This window comes from Blautia schinkii (assembly GCF_013304825.1).
Lineage (GTDB): Bacteria > Bacillota > Clostridia > Lachnospirales > Lachnospiraceae > Blautia_A > Blautia_A schinkii_B.
This window is the reverse complement of sequence record NZ_JAAWUO010000010.1, coordinates 53,169-69,352: the sequence shown is the minus strand read 5'-3', so window position 1 is coordinate 69,352 and position 16,184 is coordinate 53,169. Positions and strand designations below refer to the sequence as shown.

The 16,184-nt window shown below is 41.2% G+C and carries 19 protein-coding genes; 16 read left to right on the top strand and 3 right to left on the bottom strand.

Features of this window, described 5'->3' with window-relative positions:
• From HFM85_RS09070 to HFM85_RS09035, 8 genes are all read left to right on the top strand, one after another.
• Complete coding sequence (locus HFM85_RS09070; protein WP_243251423.1) at positions 1-1,038, top strand: type II secretion system F family protein; 1,038 nt, start codon at positions 1-3, stop codon at positions 1,036-1,038.
• A 32-nt stretch (positions 1,039-1,070) separates the two neighbouring features.
• Complete coding sequence (locus HFM85_RS09065; RefSeq protein ID WP_173737909.1) at positions 1,071-1,250, top strand: Flp1 family type IVb pilin; 180 nt, start codon at positions 1,071-1,073, stop codon at positions 1,248-1,250.
• A 55-nt stretch (positions 1,251-1,305) separates the two neighbouring features.
• Complete coding sequence (locus HFM85_RS09060; protein WP_173737908.1) at positions 1,306-2,799, top strand: DUF5702 domain-containing protein; 1,494 nt, start codon at positions 1,306-1,308, stop codon at positions 2,797-2,799.
• Between the two features lie 19 nt (positions 2,800-2,818).
• Positions 2,819-3,607, top strand: coding sequence for a hypothetical protein (locus tag HFM85_RS09055; protein ID WP_173737907.1), 789 nt, complete (start codon positions 2,819-2,821; stop codon positions 3,605-3,607).
• Positions 3,608-3,624: 17 nt separating this feature from the next.
• The gene (locus HFM85_RS09050) at positions 3,625-4,041 is read left to right on the top strand and encodes a prepilin peptidase (RefSeq protein WP_173737906.1); all 417 of its coding nucleotides are present in this window, start codon (positions 3,625-3,627) and stop codon (positions 4,039-4,041) included.
• Between the two features lie 172 nt (positions 4,042-4,213).
• On the top strand, positions 4,214-4,645 hold the full coding sequence (locus HFM85_RS09045; protein WP_173737905.1) for a TadE family protein: 432 nt from the start codon (positions 4,214-4,216) through the stop codon (positions 4,643-4,645).
• 1 nt (position 4,646) lies between these two features.
• The gene (locus HFM85_RS09040; RefSeq protein ID WP_173737904.1) at positions 4,647-6,131 is read left to right on the top strand and encodes a DUF6382 domain-containing protein; all 1,485 of its coding nucleotides are present in this window, start codon (positions 4,647-4,649) and stop codon (positions 6,129-6,131) included.
• A 120-nt stretch (positions 6,132-6,251) separates the two neighbouring features.
• The gene (locus HFM85_RS09035; protein ID WP_330594818.1) at positions 6,252-6,854 is read left to right on the top strand and encodes a rhomboid family intramembrane serine protease; all 603 of its coding nucleotides are present in this window, start codon (positions 6,252-6,254) and stop codon (positions 6,852-6,854) included.
• Here HFM85_RS09035 and HFM85_RS09030 read toward each other — a convergent pair.
• Complete coding sequence (locus tag HFM85_RS09030; RefSeq protein WP_173737903.1) at positions 6,821-7,495, bottom strand: sensor histidine kinase; 675 nt, start codon at positions 7,493-7,495, stop codon at positions 6,821-6,823. The two genes, HFM85_RS09035 and HFM85_RS09030, sit on opposite strands and share 34 nt — an antisense overlap.
• A 129-nt stretch (positions 7,496-7,624) precedes the next feature.
• Here HFM85_RS09030 and HFM85_RS09025 point away from each other — a divergent pair, with 129 nt between their 5' ends.
• On the top strand, positions 7,625-8,029 hold the full coding sequence (locus HFM85_RS09025; RefSeq protein WP_173737902.1) for an HIT family protein: 405 nt from the start codon (positions 7,625-7,627) through the stop codon (positions 8,027-8,029).
• Between the two features lie 24 nt (positions 8,030-8,053).
• Positions 8,054-8,584, top strand: a complete 531-nt coding sequence (locus HFM85_RS09020; RefSeq protein ID WP_173737901.1) for an RNA polymerase sigma factor — start codon at positions 8,054-8,056, stop codon at positions 8,582-8,584.
• Positions 8,585-8,652: 68 nt separating this feature from the next.
• Here the strand turns inward: HFM85_RS09020 and HFM85_RS09015 are convergent, their stop codons facing one another.
• On the bottom strand, positions 8,653-9,720 hold the full coding sequence (locus HFM85_RS09015; protein ID WP_173737900.1) for an undecaprenyldiphospho-muramoylpentapeptide beta-N-acetylglucosaminyltransferase: 1,068 nt from the start codon (positions 9,718-9,720) through the stop codon (positions 8,653-8,655).
• Between the two features lie 92 nt (positions 9,721-9,812).
• On the opposite strand from HFM85_RS09015, the gene HFM85_RS09010 reads away from it, so the two are divergent.
• From HFM85_RS09010 to HFM85_RS09000, 3 genes are all read left to right on the top strand, one after another.
• The gene (locus tag HFM85_RS09010; RefSeq protein ID WP_173737899.1) at positions 9,813-10,691 is read left to right on the top strand and encodes a DUF4367 domain-containing protein; all 879 of its coding nucleotides are present in this window, start codon (positions 9,813-9,815) and stop codon (positions 10,689-10,691) included.
• A 63-nt stretch (positions 10,692-10,754) separates the two neighbouring features.
• Positions 10,755-11,222, top strand: a complete 468-nt coding sequence (locus tag HFM85_RS09005; protein WP_173737898.1) for a DUF6147 family protein — start codon at positions 10,755-10,757, stop codon at positions 11,220-11,222.
• A 304-nt stretch (positions 11,223-11,526) separates the two neighbouring features.
• Positions 11,527-13,143: an MBL fold metallo-hydrolase RNA specificity domain-containing protein gene (locus tag HFM85_RS09000; protein WP_173737897.1), complete on the top strand. Its 1,617-nt coding sequence runs from the start codon at positions 11,527-11,529 to the stop codon at positions 13,141-13,143.
• Between the two features lie 66 nt (positions 13,144-13,209).
• Here HFM85_RS09000 and HFM85_RS08995 read toward each other — a convergent pair whose 3' ends face one another.
• Complete coding sequence (locus HFM85_RS08995; protein WP_173737896.1) at positions 13,210-13,458, bottom strand: TIGR03905 family TSCPD domain-containing protein; 249 nt, start codon at positions 13,456-13,458, stop codon at positions 13,210-13,212.
• A gap of 346 nt (positions 13,459-13,804) precedes the next feature.
• Here HFM85_RS08995 and HFM85_RS08990 point away from each other — a divergent pair, with 346 nt between their 5' ends.
• The 3 genes from HFM85_RS08990 to HFM85_RS08980 all read left to right on the top strand — a co-directional run bounded on the left by HFM85_RS08990 (position 13,805) and on the right by HFM85_RS08980 (position 16,184).
• The gene (locus tag HFM85_RS08990) at positions 13,805-14,506 is read left to right on the top strand and encodes a 5'-methylthioadenosine/adenosylhomocysteine nucleosidase (protein ID WP_173737895.1); all 702 of its coding nucleotides are present in this window, start codon (positions 13,805-13,807) and stop codon (positions 14,504-14,506) included.
• 78 nt (positions 14,507-14,584) lie between these two features.
• Positions 14,585-14,959, top strand: coding sequence for a hypothetical protein (locus tag HFM85_RS08985; protein WP_173737894.1), 375 nt, complete (start codon positions 14,585-14,587; stop codon positions 14,957-14,959).
• Positions 14,960-15,020: 61 nt separating this feature from the next.
• Positions 15,021-16,184: a class I SAM-dependent methyltransferase gene (locus tag HFM85_RS08980; RefSeq protein ID WP_173737969.1), complete on the top strand. Its 1,164-nt coding sequence runs from the start codon at positions 15,021-15,023 to the stop codon at positions 16,182-16,184.

The following is a 16,184-nucleotide window of genomic DNA, read 5'->3' as shown; positions in this document are numbered from 1 at the left end:
ATGATGTGGGTACATATTGTGATATTTATGTTGATTCTGGGAGCTTTTCTTGCGGGAAAGCTGGGGCGGCTGCCTCCGTGGGCTGACAATGCAGAGGGACAGAAGCTTTTTGTACTGGTAGCACTTGCCGGAAATATCATAGGAATGCTTCTGACATTTCAGAGTGGCGGTGGTACGGTGTATTCATCCGGATACCGTATGGAAAAAGAGGAGACAGGTGCTTATGAAGAGAAATTTATGGTATCTGTAGACGGAAAAAAATCCGGTTCTCTGTATGTGCAGGTACCGGAAAAAGAGACGGAAGAATCGGGCGAAGAGCCGGAAACAAAAAAAGAACTGAGTGAGGAGCAGCAGCGCGAGAAAGAACTGCAGGATATGATCGTACAGTACAACCAGAAAAAGAATGATCCTGAGTATTATTATCTACCGGATGAATGGAACGGCAGACATCTGGAATGGCAGCAGCCAAAAGACACTACGGGAAGTCTGATCTCAGGGTTGGGACTGATTGCGGCGGCAGTGCTGGTGATCGCAAAAAAACGGGAAGAACAGAATGTTCAGATAAAACGAAGAGAACAGATGTTGATGGATTATCCGGGGCTGATCATGAAATTTACACTTCTTGTGCAGGCAGGCTTAACTGCAAAAAAGGCATTTCAGAAAATTGCCTTAGATTACGGAAAGAGAGAAGATGAAGGAAAACGTGCAGCTTATGAAGAAATCCGGACAGCATGTTATGAGATGGACAGCGGGATTTCTGAAGCAGAGGCCTATCGGAGATTTGGAGAGCGATGTGGGCAGGTGAAATATAAAACCTTGTCAACGCTTCTGATTCAGAATCTTCAAAAAGGAAGCCGGTATCTGTCCGATCTGCTGGAAAAAGAGGCTGTAGAAGCCTGGGAGGAAAGAAAAAGAAAAGCAAGAGTACTGGGGGAGGCAGCTGCGACGAAACTTCTTCTGCCAATGATCCTGATGCTTCTTGTAGTAATGGCTGTGATCATGCTTCCGGCCGGTCTTTCCTTTTACAGTGGAACATAACTGTTAAAGAGCATGGAAATGTGAGGTGACAAATGAAAAATCTGTGGAAATATATGAAAGAGTTTGCGATGGAAGAGGATGCAGTAGGAGTTGTGGAGATTATCCTGATTCTGGTGGTTCTGATCAGTCTGGTCGTCATCTTTAAGGAACAGCTCACATCTCTCGTAAAAAAGATCCTCTCAAAAATCACAAAACAGAGCAATGCGATCTGACAAGACTAAAAAACGGTAAGTTCTGATCTGCCGTTTTGGAAAGGAGAAGTACCCCTTGGCGAAAAAACTCAAAAAAGGCAGTATTACCATTTTTCTGGCTCTGATCCTGAGCCTCATACTTTCTCTTGTATGCGCCAGTATTGAATCTGTGCGGATGGCAGCTGCCAGAACCCAGATAATCAACAGTATGGATATCGGACTTTACTCTCTGTTCGGACAGTATGACAGGAATCTTCTGGAAGATTATGATCTGTTTGCTTTGTATGCGGGTGGAAAAGAAGAACCGGATATGGCATCAGTGTATGATAATTTTCAGTCTTATATGAAACCTGTATTAAAACAGAACAGTCAGAAACTTACTCTTCTTCAGGGGGGATTTAACGGATATCAGCTGTTGACAGATGGAAATGGAGAAGTTTTTTATCAGCAGGCTGTGAAAACTATGAAAGAGACTCTGGGGAGCCAGGGGGTACAGGTCCTTCTTCGTAAATTGAAAGATCAGCAGAAGAAAACTGATGAAGCAGAGAAAAAAGGGCAGCAGGCAGAGAATGGAGGAACATTAAAATCTTATGATTCTGAAATTTCTGACGCTGCACAAAAAAGTGAGGAAGCAGAAAAAGAACAGCAAAATCAGACAGATTCGGGTGAACCTGGAGATGGAGGAGATGCAGATGATTTTACAGGTGGTATAAATACAGAGGTGGAGAATCCAATTCCTGTTATTCGCAAAGTACGAAAAATGGGACTGCTGGATCTTGTAGTTCCGGCAGAGAAGGGAATTTCTGATTCTTCTGTTAATAAAAAATACCTGGCATCAGGCAGAAAACTACAAACGGGCCTGGAAATGGATACTAATATACAATCCGATAGTTCGTATACGTCTGGAATACTTTTTGATCAGTATCTTCTTAACAAACTTGGAAATTATACAAAGCCAGCTTCGTCAGGCCTGAAATATCAGGTGGAGTATATTCTTGGTGGAAAAAATAATGACAGGGAAAATCTGAAATCGGTTGCTGCGAAACTTCTTCTGATCAGACAGGGAGTAAACATGGCCTATCTTATTTCAGATGGAGGAAAGAGGATTCAGATAGAGACACTTTCCCTGGCTATTGCATCCGGTTTTCTGGTTCCGCCGGCAGCAGTTGTGATAGAGGCGGCATTGATATTCTGTTGGGCATTTGCAGAGAGTATTCTGGATGTGAGAGAACTTTTTGCAGGAGGCCATGTACCGCTTGTAAAAACTGCATCTGACTGGCAGCTGTCTCTGAGTAATCTGTCCAATATTCTGGACAGTTTGGATTCTTCAAGAAAGGATTCGGGAGCCGGTATGTCTTATGAAGATTATCTTCGGATAATGCTTATGACAACAGGAAAACATCAGCAGGTTACGAGAGGAATGGATATGATCGAATGCACGATCAGAGATAAAGGAAACAGACCGCAGTTCCAGATGGATCACTGCATCGTTGCTCTTGAAGCATCAGCAGATGTGAGGGCAAATAAAAAGAAGATATTTACAGTTACAAGACGATATGCTTATGAGTAGCAAAGAGAGGTGCGCAGGGATGCTTTTTCAGAAAGAAAAGAATGATAGTAATCAGATAGACAGACTGGATCAAAAAAGAGAAAGGCGCTCTCCGAGAAGAAGATATTTCCTGTTTCCCCCGATAATCAGGAATCTGCTTTCTGGAAAAGTATCCCTGTGTACCTTTCAAAATAAGCTGAAAAAGGCAAGTCTTACAGTTGAGGCTGCTCTGGTACTTCCGCTTTTCTTTTTCGGAGTGATCACTTTGCTGTCCTTTATGGATATTTATAAAATTCAGACAGAGCATCTGACAAAGCTCTGCCAGAATGCAAAGGAAGCAGGAATGTACGCGTACGGAGCAGGAGGTTCAACAACGGACAATATTATACTGCCGGATGTGTATAGCTATCAGCCTGTGGGCGGACTGATTCCTCTTCCGAAAATCTGGTTTCATAACACTGTGAAAGTTCATGCATGGACAGGTGTTCAATATGAAAATGAAAAGAATGAAACTGCAAATCAGCCTATGGTGTATGTAACAGAATCAGGAACCGTCTATCACAGGAAACTTGGATGCAGTTACCTGAATCTTTCTGTACAGCAGATTTCCGGGGCAGTTGTAAAAACAATGAAAAATACTTATGGTGAGAAATATCAGGCCTGTGAACTATGCAGTCGTGGACAGGAACCGGCAGGCGTAGTGTATATAACGAAAAAAAGTAACCGCTACCATAACAGGGAGAATTGCAGCGGGTTGAAAAGATCTGTACGTATGGTAAAGGAATCAGAAGTTTCCGGTGAAATGAGTGCCTGCGGACGGTGTGGCTGAGAGGAGATGCAGACAATATGAGCAGCAGTGAATTATGTATGGTGGTATTTCTGGGAATTAATACATGGACAGATATTCGAAAGAGGGAGATTTGTCTTCCAGTGTTTTTAATGTTTCTCGCAGGTGGGATTTTGTGGAGAATAAAAGCTGGAACTGTGTATCCGGAGGGAATATTTTCTCTGGGAATTGGAGTTGTAGCAGCAATAGCATCTGTACTGAGCAGAGGAAAAGTGGGTATGGGAGATGGAGTGATGATCTTTGCCATGGGTTCGGTACTAAATGCAGGAGAATTAATGGAGATTCTTTGCCTGTCATTTCTTTTGTGTGGAATTTATGCAGGACTTCAGTTATGTGTATTAAAAAAGAAACGTAATACAGAAATACCATTTGTTCCGTTTTTATTGGTGGGTTATCTGGGAGGAATTCTCACATAGTGAACCTGTTTAATGGTATTCCCACCTGAGAAAAGAGGTGCACCTGCATATCAACAACAAAACAGGCGGGCAGATCTGATATTGATGCCGGGATGCCTTAATAATCGAGGTGACTGTAACAAGATTTCATTACTATCTGTGCCGACGACTTGGCGGCTGAATGGAGATTTTTATGAGAAAGATTAAAAGAGGAAGTTTTACAGTGGAAGCGGCACTTCTGATGCCTGTAATTTTTCTGGTACTGATGGGACTTTTGTATCTGAATTTTTATGTACATAACAGAGCGTGGCTGACTGCAGCTGCTTATGAAGCAGCAGTCAGCGGAAGCATGGAAGGATACAGTAAAAATGGAAATAGCTATGAAAAAGCAGATAATCAGGGAAGAATGTTGGGAAGTGCAGGGCTGCCAGGTGGCGAAAACCTTCGTATGCAGATAAGTACAGGTAAAAGCGTACAGGTGACATATCGGATGGAGATACCGGCAGGCTTTCTGGGACTGAAATGGAAAATAAAAGCAACGGGGAAAGCAGTACCTTTGCGTCCGGTCGGATGGATACGAAAAGTAAAGAGTTCCAGGGATGCGGTGGAAGAGGTGAGGCAGTAAAATGAAATCAGAGTATAAAAGAGATATGAACCATAATTACCTGATCCTGACTGGAGAAGATGTAATTGATACAGATTCCTATCAGGTAAGAATGATCGTGGCTAATGTAGTTCCGGATCTTCTTCAGTGCAGGATACAGGGAATAGATGGGAAATTTATGGTGTATTATGATGTGACCTCCAGACATTCGCTTACTGCACTTTTTGAAGACAGAAAACTGGGGATAGAAGAACTGCAGGTGATTCTTGGAGGGTTTATACAGGTGATGGAAGAAATGTCAGAGTATCTTTTAAATCCCTGCCAGCTGATTCTGGAACCGGAATATATTTATATGGATTCAGAAAAGAAAAATGTTCGTTTCTGTTATCTTCCGGGATTTCATGGAGAAGTACAGAAACAGTTTCAGAATCTTGCGGAGTATTTTCTGCCAAAACTGGATCATGAGGACGGAAAAGCGGTTATGCTGGGATATGGGGTATATCGCAGGGCTTTGGAGGATAGTTTTCACCTGGAGCATATCAAAGAAGAACTGTATAAAGTACGGGAAGGCAAGGAGTCCGATTTTATGGATTATGAAAAGAAAATAGTACAGCAGTCGGAGAAGATAGATTCCGGAAAAGAAGAACAGCAGAAGGAATTATGGGAGAGTGGCAGCTGGGAAAGAGAAAACAATGTAAATTCAGAAAAGAAAACACAAAAAAGGAGGAGCGAGAAGAAAGATAAAACTAAGAAAACAAAAGATGTCAAAATATGGAAATCCGTGGCTGGATTTGCAGGAGCACTTTTGATTTTACTTGGTATTACAACAGGAATGGCTGGAGGATATCTTCCACGGGTAAGTACAGAAATTCTTCTTGGAGTGATTCTGTTGTTAATGGTACTGGGAATGTTAGTGTATATTTTATTAAAAAAAGTTTCAGGAAACGAACAGAAAAAGAGCGATATAGAAGAAAAGGTACAAAGTACTGGTGAACGATATAACAGACAAAAAGAAATGATGTTGCAGACTTGCGAAGCAGGCGAAAAGAAAAACAGGATGGAAGAAGCAGCTGTCGTCGGAGAAGGTATTACAGAAAAGAGGAATCCTGTAAGTGAAAAGTTAACAAAGGATGTAGAGAAAAGAAAGAAAACAGAAGAAGTTTCGGAGGGATTTGGTGAGACGGTGGTTCTTTCTTCAGGGGCAGTAAAAGGTCCGGCCACACTGGTGAGCAGGGAACCAGGAGAACTTGCCACGATCTATCTGGATCAGGATATCACTGTAATAGGAAAACTGAAGACTGCAGCAGATGCAGTTATCAATGTTCCCACGGTAAGCCGTATTCATGCAAAAATAAGAAGAAGGGATGGTGAGTATTATCTGACAGATCTGAATTCCAGAAATGGAACATCTGTAAACGGACAGATGTTGAAAACAGGAGAAGACTATTTCTTAAAAGATGAAGACGAAGTAGATTTTGCACAGGCGCGTTATATTTTTTTGAAATAGAAGAGAGAAAATAGAGCTGTTTTGTCGTATTATATAAGAGACACAGGTTGTGCAAAAATCCAAAATCTGTTAAAATGTCCAAAAATCTGTTAATTATCAGAAATGGAAAAGAGGATTTAAGTGGAAGAAATAAAAAAAGAGCCTGTGACTGTATTACTGATTCTGTTAAATACACTGATCTTTCTAATCGTAGAATTCACCGGTGGCTCAGAAAACGGACAGCATATGCTGGAATGCGGAGCTGCCTATGCGCCTCTGATCCTGGAACAGGGACAGTGGTATCGAGTTTTTTCAAGCATGTTTCTACATTTTGGGGCACCCCATCTTATTAATAATATGCTGGTTTTGTTTGTACTTGGACAGCGGTTGGAACCAGCTGTTGGCAGACTGAGATTTTTACTGATTTATATTGCAGGAGGTCTGGGTGGTAATTTTATTTCTCTGTTCTGGGATATGCGTACAGGCGATTATTCTGTATCAGCAGGTGCATCCGGGGCTGTTTTTGCAGTTATGGGAGGTATGATCTATGTGATCATCCGGCACAGGGGAAGAGTTGCAGACCTTACTATGAAACAAATGCTTATCATGGCCGCATTCTCTCTTTATTTTGGCTTTGCAAGTGAAGGTGTAGATAATGCGGCGCATGCAGGTGGTCTACTGTGTGGTTTTCTGGCAGCGGTAATATTTTATCATCCAAGAAAAATATGGAAAACAGTTCCCTGATCTGGGGTGCTTTCAGCAGAGATAGAACCATGATGTGCTTCAACGATCTGTTTTACAACAGGAAGGCCCAGTCCGGTTCCGGATTCTTTGGTTGTGAAAAAGGGTTGAAAAATAGTTGCCTGATCTTCCGGTGAGATTCCGCATCCGTTGTCCTGAATATCGATGGCGATGCCGTGATTTTTCGAATAGGCGGATACAGTTATTTTTCCACCAGGAACAGGAACTGCTTCCCAGGCATTCTTCAGAAGATTAATCATCATCTGTCGGATTTTGATCTGATCGAGCATCATTACAGGAAGAGAATCCGGGATATCTGACTCCAGTGTGATTTCGAGGTAGTCCAGAGTAGGTTTGACAGAAGAGAGAATCGTTTTCAGATAGGCACAGGTGTCTGTGGCTTTGGGTGTGATACGGTTTGCATTGTTAAATGCGGAAAGCTCATCAAGAAGATCTCTGACATAGTCAAGATTATCTATGACATCGTCCCATTGTTTATATTCCTGTACTTCAGGATGAGCAGCTGCGATCATCTGAAGCTCACTGTTGATGAGCGTTATAGGATTTCGGATCTCATGAGAAAATTTCGAAAGAGTATAATGGAATTCATTTTTTAATTTGTCAACTGTATTATCGTTGCACATATTATCACCTCGAAAAAATATTAACATCAGAAATTTTAAATATCAACAAGAACAGTATTGAAAAAATCGAGAAAATACGACAAAATAAGGATAACCAGAAATCTATTTTCAGAAGAGGAGGATACAGAAATGGGAGACTGTATATTTTGTAAAATAGCGAACGGAGAGATTCCGTCAGCAACACTTTATGAGGACGAAGAATTTCGTGTGATTCTGGATCTTGGACCTGCGAGTAAGGGACATTCTCTGATTTTGCCGAAGAAGCACGCTGCCAATATTTATGAACTGCCGGAAGAGACTGCTGGAAAAGTTATGATACTTGCAAAAAAAATGGCTGGGAAGCTGACAGATGCACTGAACTGTGATGGTTTCAACATTGTTCAGAATAACGGAGAGATTGCAGGACAGACAGTATTTCATTTTCATATGCATCTGATTCCGCGATATGAGGGAGATGGTGTAGGTCTGACCTGGAAACCGGGACAGCTCAGCGATGAGGATAAGGAAGAAATCCTGAATAAAGTAAAAGAGTAACTGTAAATTTACCAAAGAGAAAAAATGAACGAAATTGAATATGAAGAATTTTATTTGAAATATCGTCAAATAGCTAAATCATATGCATATGGAATTCTGGAGGATTGGTATCTGGCGGATGATATCAGTCAGGAAGTACTTTATAAAATGTACACCATAAGAAATGATCTGGATCTCGAAAATGAAAAAATGCTATATGCGCTGATCCGGAGAGCTGCTGTAAACAAAGCTCTGGATTATAAAAAGAAATCCAGCACAAAACATGAATTCTCCTGTCACGATGATGAGACTGCATCGGTTCTGGATCGGAGAATTCATGTGAATGCAGAAGATCAGATATTGAGGCAGGAAGAAAATAAATTTATGCATATGATACTGGAAAGATTTCGCGCTGAACAGCCAATTAATTATGAAATTCTGATTCAGACAAAGTTTATGAATGTTCCTGTTGAAACAGTGGCAGAAGAGTTCGGACTGACAAAGAGTGGTGTGAATAACAGGATCTATAAGGCGAAACGCTGGTTGAAAGAAGAGTATGAGAAAACTTATGAATAAAAGAAAACTCTGCCAGCTCCCAAATGGGCAGTGGCAGAGTCTTTCATACAGGAATATTAATATTGCTGTCAGGAGCGGGCACATTCTTCAATAAGATCTGTGATCTTACGGATGGAGTCTACGTGACCGTTTCCTGCCATGGCATCAATATATTTCTGGCGGTCTGTATAAAGCTGGCGGATAGTATCCAGAAGCTTGGCTTCTGTGATTTCTTCTTCCTCAAGAACCATGCTGAATCCCTGACGTTCAAATGAACGTGCGTTAAGAATCTGGTCACCTCGGCTGGCTTTTGCTGAAAGGGGAATCAGAAGATTTGGTTTATGGAGTTCGCTGATCTCACAGATTGCATTGGCACCTGCACGGGAGATTACGATGTCGGCAAGAGCAAACAGATCCGGAAGTTCATCTTTGATATATTCATACTGAACGTAACCGGCAGTTCCGTTTAAACTTTCATCGGTTTTTCCTTTTCCACAGAGGTGCACAACCTGGAATTCTTTCAGAAGGTCAGGAAGGATCTTGCGGATATTGTCATTGACGGAAGCTGCTCCAAGGCTGCCGCCAATAACCATAAGAACAGGTTTGTCAGCATTGAAACCACAGAATTTACGACCGGCTTCTGCATTTCCGGAAAGGAGTTCCTGACGAATTGGAGTTCCGGTAAGAACAGCCTTATTAGCAGGAAGATTGGATACTGTCTCCGGGAAATTGCAGCATATTTTTGTTGCGGAAGAGAGGCAGAGCTTGTTGGCAAGACCAGGAGTCATATCAGACTCATGAATAAGTGCCGGAATTTTCAAACGGCTGGCTGCGATTACAACAGGAACCGTAACAAAGCCTCCTTTTGAAAAAACAACATCCGGTTTCAGCTGTTTCAGAATTTTTCTGGCCTGGCTGAATCCTTTCAGTACGCGGAATGGATCGGAGAAATTCTTGAGATCAAAATAACGTCTCAGTTTTCCTGATGAAATTCCGTAATAAGGGATACCAAGCTCTTCAATGAGCTTTTTCTCGATTCCTTCATAGGAACCGATATAGGAAATTTTATAACCAAGCTCCTGGAGTCTTGGAATCAAAGCAATATTAGGGGTTACATGGCCGGCAGTACCACCGCCGGTAAGTACGATGTGTTTCATTTGGATTCCTCCTGAATAGTCATATACTATCATTAAATATGAACTCTAAAGAGGAAATTGTCAAGAAAAGATGGGTTTACAGGTGAAAAATAATGGGAAATTTCAGCGATGAAGAACTGAAAAAATGGTTGACTGAGGAATATAATAAAGAAATTGATGAAATGGAAAAAATTATGTTTCCAGATGGCAATATTCCTGAGGATGGTGAAACCGAAGAAGAAGCCAGAGCTGCATATGCAAGGCTTGTAGAGAGACTGAAAGCAGATGGCATTTATGAAGAAGAAAATGTCAGTGAGAAAGCTGATAATCATAGAAAAATTAACGAAAAGGCAGAAGAACCGGAGAAGGTAAAAATTGTTTATCTTCCTGCAAAACCTGAAAAAAGAAATAGGCTTGCCCGTGTAGCGGCAGTGATGTTGGTATGCGCTGCCGGAGTATTTGCAGCGAGTATGACTAGCCAGGCTAATAGAAGTTATTTTATTGATTCCGTGAAGCTTTGGACTGGGAATGATACTAGTATTAGTGTGGATAATGAGGTAACAAATGAAGAATTGGCTGTTGATCAAGTTGAGAGAGATGCAATTGATAATATAAAAACGAAATTAAATTCAGATTCAGTACCTAAATTTATGTATAGACCAGAAGGTTTTGAATTTAAAGATTATAAAGTAAGTAGTGATGCAGGTTATGCTTGGTTGGAGTATAATTATAAAAATACAATTGTTAGTGTATATATGAATAATTATAACGATGATAGGAAAAGTAGTAATCAATTTTTGGATGGAAAAGTATTAGATATTATAAATAAAGAGGATGATGAAATTGAAATAACGATAATTAAAGTCAGAGATAAAAAAGACAAGAAAGAGAGTTATGCAGCCTATTGGAAGATGAATGATATATTTTATCAAATTAGTGGAAAAATGAAAAAACAGGAGTTTTTAAAATTGATTGATAATATGTATTTTTAAAGAGAAAAAAATATATTTATTTCGTATTAATATAGTAAGTTAACTGGAAAGCGAGGAACAAGTATGAAAGAAAAAGGAAAAAAATTAGTTAAAGTTATCTGCATGATAATTTGTCTTAGTCTTGTGAATTTCATTCCTGTAATGGCTGATAATACAATTACTGATTTGGAAACGGAGGCAGATTTTGCAGAAGATACTACGTATAGTGTTTTACGAGGAAATAATCTCAATTTTGGAACAACTACAGTAAAAAAGTTAGCCAGCAATAAAGTATTGGTATCAGGAATAACACAATGCCATCATAATTGCGCTACAGTGTATTTAAATTTGTATCTGGAGCGAAAAGTAAATGGTACTTATTCTACATATAAAAATTGGACCTTTACAGCGTCAAATGTAAGTAATTTGACCAAAGACATTACAGTGATTGTTCCAAAGGGTTACTACTATCGTGTTCGCGGCTATCATGCGGCTAAAGACGGTAGCAAAGAGTCTGTAAGAACAGTAACCAAAGGCGTTTTAGTCAAGTAATCAAGTAAAGCTCATCACCATCCCAGCGATGCCCAAACCCCCATTAAAAAAATCCAGTAAACTTACATTACCATCGCTGGGAAATCTTAAAAAAATCTGAAAAATAAAACAATTCTAATCGAATTTTACAATCTCCGTTAATTCTAAGAGAAATCAATACAAAAAATCATATATATCTCACAAAAAGACTATTAAAAATCACGAAATTCATGTATAATAAATACAATAAAATAACAGTTAATAAACGAAATATCTATCATTTGCTTTCATAGTTGTAAATAGACGGACAAAAGGGGGCTTGTTCATGAAGATAATGTTTATCGGTGCAACGCATGAGGTGACCGGAAGTTGTTATTATCTGGAAGCTGCAGGAAGGAAATTTCTGGTGGATTATGGTATGGAGCAGGGACCGGATTATTATGAGAACAAGGATCTGCCTATAGCTCCGGGAGATCTGGATTTTGTACTTCTAACACATGCGCATATGGATCATTCCGGAAATCTTCCGGCATTATATGCCAAAGGATATCAGGGACCAATCTATGCAACAGAAGCAACCTGTAATCTTTGTGATATTATGCTTCGTGACAGTGCGCATATCCAGATGTTTGAGGCTGAATGGCGAAACCGTAAGGGGCGAAGGGAAGGTAAACCGGAATTTATTCCTGCATACACAATGGAAGATGCCATGGGGGTTCTGCGTAATTTTGTCAGATGTCCTTATGATAAGATTATTAAACCTGCGGAAGGAATTGAAGTACGTTTCGTGGATGCCGGTCATCTTCTCGGTTCCAGCAGTATTGAGATTTGGATGACAGAAGACGATAAGACAGAGAAAATTGTATTCTCAGGAGATATCGGAAACGTAAATCAGCCGCTGATCAAGGATCCTGTATATATTAAAGAAGCAGATTACGTTGTTATGGAATCCACGTATGGTGACAGAAGCCATGGAGAACGTCCGGATTATCCGGTGATGCTGGCTGAGATTATCCAGAGAACTTTTGACAGAGGCGGAAGTCTGGTAATCCCGTCTTTTGCAGTGGGCAGAACTCAGGAGATGCTTTATTTTATACGGCAGATCAAGGAACAGGGGCTTATCCACGGGCACGATGGTTTTACAGTATATGTAGATAGTCCGCTTGCTAATGAAGCTACTACGATTTTCAGTGAGAATGCGTATACCTGTTATGATGAGGAAGCGATGGATCTTCTGAAAAAGGGAATCAATCCGTTGTTTTTTCAGGGCCTGAAGACATCTGTTACAACGGATGATTCCAGAGCTATCAACTTTGATGCAGATTGCAAGGTTATTATTTCCGCAAGTGGCATGTGTGATGCCGGACGTATTAAGCATCATCTGAAGCATAATCTGTGGAATCCTAAGAATACAGTACTTTTTGTTGGATATCAGGCAATTGGAACCCCTGGCCGTGCTCTTCTGGAAGGTGCAACGGAAATGAAACTGTTTGGTGAAACTGTTCAGGTAGCTGCTGAGATATGTAAAATGCCGGGAATCAGCGGTCATGCAGATGTGAACGGACTGCTGGACTGGGCCAGAGCATTTGATAATAAGCCGAAGCATGTGTTTGTTACACATGGTGACGATACAGTGACAGAAGTTTTTGCACAGAGACTGAAAGAAGATCTGGGATATGATGCTACAGCACCATTCAGTGGAACGGAGTATGATCTTCTTGAGAATAAATGTATCCATGAGGCTCCGGGAATCCGTATTGTCAGGGCTACGGCATCTCCGAAAGCAAGTCGTGCTACACGTGCATACGAGAAGCTTCTTGCAATGGGCCGCCGTCTGATGACAGTGATACGCAAGAATGAAGGCTGCCCGAATAAAGATCTGGACCGTTTTGCAAGAGACATACAGTCGCTGTGCGATAAATGGGACAGAGATGATATCTAAATAAAAAGAGCACACTGTCAGGGATTATTCGCTGACAGTGTGCCCGAAATATTACAAGGAATTCTCTTAATTCTCTCCAATAGCCTCGCGGATAGCCTTAGCGAGCTGATCCGGACATGAAGTTGGCTTGAAACCGCAGCGGATACCTTCCAGACGGCTGATAACCTCATCTGCATCCATACCTTCTGCAAGCTGAGCGACACCCTGGGTATTTCCGGAGCAGCCGCCTGTGAATTTTATGTTGTGAACTTTCTTATTATCATCGATCTCGAACTCAATTCCCTGAGCGCAGACACCTTTTGTCTTATAAACCATTCTATTTACCTCCATTTTGATATTTATTAATACGATATACGTTACTGTTCACTCCGTTCTCAGCAACACGCTTCGCGATGCACAGAATTTATGCTTATCGCATAAATTCGCGCGGCATGTCTCGGGTTTTCTGTGACCTTCGTTCACAAAAAACACCTCGCGGGATATTACCAGTGAACAGTAACCGATATACGTCAATGATTATATCATCTCCGAAAAAAAGTTTCCATAAAAAATAAAATTTGTTATAATGAACGTTGTAGAAAAAGAAAATGAGATGCCAGAAAGAAAATTTTAGCCCATCTGGTACTATAACATACAGGCAGAAAGAGAGGATTTGACAATTATGAAATGCGTTGGAATCATAGGTGCAATGGAACAGGAAGTTGCCAGACTGAAAGAGGTCATGGAGAATGTAAAGATCACAACAAGAGCAGGAATGGATTTTTATGAGGGTATTCTGGAAGACAAGAAGGTAGTTGTAGTACAGTCCGGAATCGGTAAGGTAAATGCAGGTATGTGTACACAGATTCTTGCAGATCTTTTCCAGGTTGAGGCTGTGATCAATACAGGTATTGCAGGAAGTCTGAATAATGATATCAATATTGGTGATATTGTTCTTTCCACAGATGTACTTCACCATGACATGGATGCGACAGGTTTTGGTTATCCCAAGGGACAGATTCCACAGATGAAAGAGTTTTCCTTCCAGGCCGATGAGGGTCTTCGTAAGATCGCTCATGAGGTGTGTGCAGAGGTAAATCCGGAGATCCAGGTATTTGAAGGCAGAATCGCTTCCGGAGACCAGTTTGTATGTGATCAGGGAGTGAAAGATAATATTGTAAAAGAGTTCAGCGCATATGCAGTTGAGATGGAAGGCGCAGCGATCGGACAGGCAGCAGCACTTAATGGGATTCCGTTTCTGATCATCCGTGCGATTTCAGATAAAGCTGATAACAGTGCAAATATGGATTACCCTGCTTTTGAGAAACTTGCCATTGAGCACAGTGTCCGTCTGACTCAGGGAATGCTGAAACGTATGGCTTAAGGCCGGATAAAAGAAGCACCGTCATATTTCTGCTGCATATACTGTAAGAGATAACAGTGAGAGGACAGCAGAATAGTTATGCTTTATCAAGAGTTTTATCCGTTTTATGCTGCACAGGGAAATCCTGGTTTTTATAATGAAGAGAGAGAGCAGGAAAGAGAATTTGACCTGATGAAATCTTATTATCCGGATACAGCCAGAAAGATCCAGGAGAAAGCAGAAGCACAGTGCCAGCTTCTGGATTATGAAGGCAGCCGGCTTTATGATGAATGTCCGGATCGTTTCATGCTGTATCATATATGCAGCCAGGTAAAAGAAGAAATATCTTCTGACACCAGTGCGCAGGAGATGCCAGGAAGTTTTCTGGACGATCTGATCGAAGTGCTAGTCTACCAGGAGATTTCCAGAAGACGGTGCAGACGGCGCAGATGCAGACAATGTCGCGTGTTATGACAGATTCTGCTAACATCTGTCCATATACAGGAAAATAGAAAATGAATATAATGGGAATATGATGAAAACAATAAGGGAATTTTTAGAAGAACAAATTAATGAACAGCTGATCCAGGCTGTTTTAAGCGGCCGCAGGACTGGCGAAGGCCCTTCAAAGGTGAAGCTTCGTCCTGTGGAGCTGAAAGGAAAGATTTGCTACCAGGCCTCTATGACAGAAGGCCCTAAGGTTTATCATAAGAATTATTCAAGAGAAGAGATTATTGATTATCTGGAGAGCTCCATGGAGGAATTTCGTCAGCTGCAGACAACAGGACGCAGACAGGACGGAAGCATTCTTATCAGTAAAAAAGGCAAGGCAACCATTAAGACGAAGCACCACGAAGCTGTACAGAATGCGAAGATCGCTCCGCATAATCGTGTGAAGCAGTATATTCTGAAAGAAGGAACTGCAGCTCCGTTTCTGGTAGATCTGGGAGTTATGACAAAAGATGGAAAGATTGTAGCTTCCAGGTATGATAAATTCCGCCAGATTAACCGTTTTCTGGAATTTATCCGTGATATTCTTCCGAAACTTCCGAAAGACAGGGAGATCACTATCCTGGATTTTGGCTGCGGGAAATCTTACCTGACTTTTGCAATGTACTATTACCTCCGGGAGCTGGAGGGATTTGATGTGAATATCATAGGCCTTGACCTGAAGGAAGATGTGATCCGTCACTGCAGTGAGCTGGCCAGATCTTACGGCTATGAGAAGCTTCATTTTTATCAGGGAGATATTGCCGGTTATGAAGGCGTATCTTCTGTAGATATGGTTGTTACGCTTCATGCCTGCGATACAGCTACTGATTTTGCTCTGGCAAAGGCTGTGGAATGGGGAGCACAGGTGATTTTGTCCGTTCCATGCTGCCAGCATGAACTGAACAGACAGATCAGAAATGATGTGCTGCAGCCTGTTATGCGCTACGGTATCCTGAAAGAGAGGATGGCAGCGCTGATCACAGATGGTTTTCGGGCAGAACTTCTTGAGAGTAAAGGTTATGAGACTCAGCTTCTGGAATTTATTGATATGGAACATACACCTAAGAACATTCTGATCCGTGCAGTAAAAACCGGAAAGAAAAAGAGCAGAGACAGTTTTGCTGAGTCTATGAAAGCACTTCATGTAAATCCTACTCTGGATCGTCTTCTTTATCCGGAAGAGTCGATCTCACAGAAGGGAGAATGA

What these genes read in the sequence shown, in the direction of transcription:
- HFM85_RS09070 (WP_243251423.1), top strand. Translation starts at nt 1, where the DNA reads ATGATGTGGGTACATATTGTGATATTTATGTTGATTCTGGGAGCTTTT.
- HFM85_RS09065 (WP_173737909.1), top strand. Translation starts at nt 1,071, where the DNA reads ATGAAAAATCTGTGGAAATATATGAAAGAGTTTGCGATGGAAGAGGAT.
- HFM85_RS09055 (WP_173737907.1), top strand. Translation starts at nt 2,819, where the DNA reads ATGCTTTTTCAGAAAGAAAAGAATGATAGTAATCAGATAGACAGACTG.
- HFM85_RS09050 (WP_173737906.1), top strand. Translation starts at nt 3,625, where the DNA reads ATGAGCAGCAGTGAATTATGTATGGTGGTATTTCTGGGAATTAATACA.
- HFM85_RS09045 (WP_173737905.1), top strand. Translation starts at nt 4,214, where the DNA reads ATGAGAAAGATTAAAAGAGGAAGTTTTACAGTGGAAGCGGCACTTCTG.
- HFM85_RS09040 (WP_173737904.1), top strand. Translation starts at nt 4,647, where the DNA reads ATGAAATCAGAGTATAAAAGAGATATGAACCATAATTACCTGATCCTG.
- HFM85_RS09030 (WP_173737903.1), bottom strand. Translation starts at nt 7,495, where the DNA reads ATGTGCAACGATAATACAGTTGACAAATTAAAAAATGAATTCCATTAT.
- HFM85_RS09025 (WP_173737902.1), top strand. Translation starts at nt 7,625, where the DNA reads ATGGGAGACTGTATATTTTGTAAAATAGCGAACGGAGAGATTCCGTCA.
- HFM85_RS09020 (WP_173737901.1), top strand. Translation starts at nt 8,054, where the DNA reads ATGAACGAAATTGAATATGAAGAATTTTATTTGAAATATCGTCAAATA.
- HFM85_RS09015 (WP_173737900.1), bottom strand. Translation starts at nt 9,720, where the DNA reads ATGAAACACATCGTACTTACCGGCGGTGGTACTGCCGGCCATGTAACC.
- HFM85_RS09010 (WP_173737899.1), top strand. Translation starts at nt 9,813, where the DNA reads ATGGGAAATTTCAGCGATGAAGAACTGAAAAAATGGTTGACTGAGGAA.
- HFM85_RS09005 (WP_173737898.1), top strand. Translation starts at nt 10,755, where the DNA reads ATGAAAGAAAAAGGAAAAAAATTAGTTAAAGTTATCTGCATGATAATT.
- HFM85_RS09000 (WP_173737897.1), top strand. Translation starts at nt 11,527, where the DNA reads ATGAAGATAATGTTTATCGGTGCAACGCATGAGGTGACCGGAAGTTGT.
- HFM85_RS08995 (WP_173737896.1), bottom strand. Translation starts at nt 13,458, where the DNA reads ATGGTTTATAAGACAAAAGGTGTCTGCGCTCAGGGAATTGAGTTCGAG.
- HFM85_RS08990 (WP_173737895.1), top strand. Translation starts at nt 13,805, where the DNA reads ATGAAATGCGTTGGAATCATAGGTGCAATGGAACAGGAAGTTGCCAGA.
- HFM85_RS08985 (WP_173737894.1), top strand. Translation starts at nt 14,585, where the DNA reads ATGCTTTATCAAGAGTTTTATCCGTTTTATGCTGCACAGGGAAATCCT.
- HFM85_RS08980 (WP_173737969.1), top strand. Translation starts at nt 15,021, where the DNA reads ATGAAAACAATAAGGGAATTTTTAGAAGAACAAATTAATGAACAGCTG.